General features: G+C 57.2%; 1 rRNA gene. It reads left to right on the plus strand.

Annotation, left to right across the window (positions count from 1 at the left end):
- The first annotated feature begins 56 nt into the window (after nt 1-56).
- Nucleotides 57-3,167, plus strand: a 23S ribosomal RNA gene (locus GNZ18_RS40605).
- Nucleotides 3,168-3,181: the final 14 nt, after the last annotated feature.

The raw sequence follows: 3,181 nt of genomic DNA on the forward strand, positions 1-3,181 counted from the left end.
GGGGGTTGTTGTCGGGTGTTGTTGTTTATCTGCGATTTGTTTTGATCGTTTTGTGTGTTCAAGTTTTTAAGGGCATACGGTGGATGCCTTGGCATCAGGAGCCGATGAAGGACGTGGGAGCCTGCGATATGCCTCGGGGAGTCGGCAACCAGACTTTGATCCGGGGATTTCCGAATGGGGAAACCTGGCACCCGTCATGGGGTGTCGCCGCCGTCTGAATGTATAGGGCGGTTGGTGGGAACGCGGGGAAGTGAAACATCTCAGTACCCGCAGGAAGAGAAAACAATTGTGATTCCGTGAGTAGTGGTGAGCGAAAGCGGAGGAGCCTAAACCGTGCGCGTGTGATAGCCGGCAGGCGTTGCGTGTGCGGGGTTGTGGGACCATCCTGGTCCAGCTGCCGCTGGGTCGAGAAGTTACAAACTGCTCGGATAGTTGAACGGCATGGGAAGGCCGACCGTAGACGGTGAGAGTCCGGTAGACGAAATTCGAGTGGCTTCTGGGTGTGTTCCCGAGTAGCACGGGGCCCGTGAAATCCTGTGTGAATCTGCCACGACCACGTGGTAAGGCTGAATACTTCCTGGTGACCGATAGCGGACTAGTACCGTGAGGGAAAGGTGAAAAGTGCCCCGGTGAGGGGTCGTGAAATAGTACCTGAAACCGTGTGCCTACAAGCCGTCAGAGCGTCCTCCATTCTTCTTCGGAGGGGTGGTTCGTGATGGCGTGCCTTTTGAAGAATGAGCCTGCGAGTTATGGTGTGTGGCGAGGTTAACCGGTGTCGGGTAGCCGTAGCGAAAGCGAGTCTGAATAGGGCGCATGAGTCGCATGCTGTAGACCCGAAGCGGGGTGATCTAGCCATGGGCAGGGTGAAGCGCCGGTAAGACGGTGTGGAGGCCCGAACCCACCAGGGTTGAAAACCTGGGGGATGACCTGTGGTTAGGGGTGAAAGGCCAATCAAACTCCGTGATAGCTGGTTCTCCCCGAAATGCATTTAGGTGCAGCGTTGCGTGTTTCTTGCCGGAGGTAGAGCTACTGGATGGCTGAGGGGCCCTACAAGGTTACTGACGTCAGCCAAACTCCGAATGCCGGTAAGTGAGAGCGTGGCAGTGAGACTGCGGGGGATAAGCTTCGTAGTCGAGAGGGAAACAGCCCAGATCATCGGTTAAGGCCCCTAAGCGTGTGCTAAGTGGGAAAGGATGTGGAGTTGCTGTGACAACCAGGAGGTTGGCTTAGAAGCAGCCACCCTTGAAAGAGTGCGTAATAGCTCACTGGTCAAGTGATTCCGCGCCGACAATGTAGCGGGGCTCAAGCACACCGCCGAAGCCGTGGCATTGCACCTTTGTGGTGTGATGGGTAGGGGAGCGTCCTGCGACCGGTGAAGCCTCGGGGTGACCCAGGGGTGGAGGTTGTGGGAGTGAGAATGCAGGCATGAGTAGCGAATCACACGTGAGAAACGTGTGCGCCGGATGACCAAGGGTTCCTGGGGCAGGCTAATCCGCCCAGGGTAAGTCGGGACCTAAGGCGAGGCCGACAGGCGTAGTCGATGGACAACGGGTTGATATTCCCGTACCCGCTGGTATGCGCCAACGCTGAACCCTCTGATGCTAAGACCCTGAATCTCAGGTGTGGCCTTCGGGTCGTGTCTGGGCCTAGCGGTCGGCCCGAGGGGGTAGTAGGTGAGTGATGGGGTGACGCAGGAGGGTAGCTCAGCCCAGGCGATGGTTGTTCCTGGGGTAAGCATGTAGCCCGGTGTGCAGGTAAATCCGCATGCCATGAAGGGTGAGGTGTGATGCCGAGCCGTTTTAGGTGAAGTGAGTGATCCCATGCTGTCGAGAAAAGCCTCTAGCGAGTGTACTGGCGGCCCGTACCCTAAACCGACTCAGGTGGTCAGGTAGAGAATACCAAGGCGATCGGGTGAACTGTGGTTAAGGAACTCGGCAAATTGCCCCCGTAACTTTGGGAGAAGGGGGGCCTTGTCTGGTGATGGAACTTGCTTCTTGAGCTGGGTGGGGTCGCAGAGGCCAGGGGGAAGCGACTGTTTACTAAAAACACAGGTCCGTGCGAAGTCGTAAGACGCGGTATACGGACTGACGCCTGCCCGGTGCCGGAACGTTAAGAGGACCGGTTACACCCTTCGGGGTGGACGCTGAGAATCTAAGCGCCGGTAAACGGCGGTGGTAACTATAACCATCCTAAGGTAGCGAAATTCCTTGTCGGGTAAGTTCCGACCTGCACGAATGGCGTAACGACTTCCCCGCTGTCTCAACCACAGGCCCGGTGAAATTGCAGTACGAGTAAAGATGCTCGTTTCGCGCAGCAGGACGGAAAGACCCCGGGACCTTCACTATAGCTTGGCATTGGCGCTTGAGGCGGCTTGTGTAGGATAGGTGGGAGACTGTGAAGCTCGGACGCTAGTTCGGGTGGAGTCGTTGGTGAAATACCACTCTGGTTGTTTTGTGTGTCTAACCCGCGCCCGTGTATCCGGGTGGGGGACAGTGCCTGGTGGGTAGTTTAACTGGGGCGGTTGCCTCCTAAAGTGTAACGGAGGCGCCCAAAGGTTCCCTCAGCCTGGTTGGTCATCAGGTGGTGAGTGCAAGGGCACAAGGGAGCTTGACTGTGAGACGGACGTGTCGAGCAGGTGCGAAAGCAGGGCCTAGTGATCCGGCATCTACGTGTGGAAGTGGTGTCGCTCAACGGCTAAAAGGTACCCCGGGGATAACAGGCTGATCTTCCCCAAGAGTCCATATCGACGGGATGGTTTGGCACCTCGATGTCGGCTCGTCGCATCCTGGGGCTGGAGTAGGTCCCAAGGGTTGGGCTGTTCGCCCATTAAAGCGGCACGCGAGCTGGGTTTAGAACGTCGCGAGACAGTTCGGTCCCTATCCGCTGCGCGCGTAGGAGAATTGAAAGGGTCTGTCCCTAGTACGAGAGGACCGGGACGGACGAACCTCTGGTGTGCCAGTTGTTCCGCCAGGAGCATGGCTGGTTGGCTACGTTCGGTAGGGATAACCGCTGAAAGCATCTAAGCGGGAAGCCTTCCTTGAGATGAGTTCTCCCTCCCACTTTGGTGGGGTAAGGCCCCCGGTTGATGATCGGGTTGATAGGTCGGAGATGGAAGCGCGGTAACGTGTGGAGTCGACCGGTACTAATAGGCCGAGTGGCTTGACCACACAATACGTTCAAG

The organism is Actinomadura litoris, from assembly GCF_009733595.1.
Lineage (GTDB): Bacteria > Actinomycetota > Actinomycetes > Streptosporangiales > Streptosporangiaceae > Spirillospora > Spirillospora litoris.